Below are 272 nucleotides of genomic sequence, written 5' to 3' on the forward strand. Positions count from 1 at the left end.
GCCGGACGCCGCGGGGGCCGAGCGCGTCCGACGCCGGTTCGCGCGCGTCTCTCCGGCGCTGGGGGCCGCGACGACCCGGCAGGGCCGCAAGGTCTACGTCGTGCCGACGCCGATCACGAAGGAGTCTGCGTGCGCCGAGGTCCGTCGGCGGACCGGGGTGGAGTGGTCCATCGCGGCGGGAGATGCCGCCTTGGATGCCGGCATGATCGGCGCCGCGGACGAGGGCATCGTCCTCGGCGGTTCGGCGTGGACCTCCGAGGACGTGCCCGAAC

The 272-nt window shown here is 75.4% G+C and carries 1 protein-coding gene; it reads left to right on the forward strand.

Features of this window, described 5'->3' with window-relative positions:
- Positions 1-272 (forward strand): hypothetical protein (locus tag ACZ3HG_RS23730; RefSeq protein WP_465334826.1); only part of this gene is annotated, 272 nt, incomplete at both ends.

It is taken from the genome of Erwinia sp. PME.40.26/001, assembly GCF_055556675.1.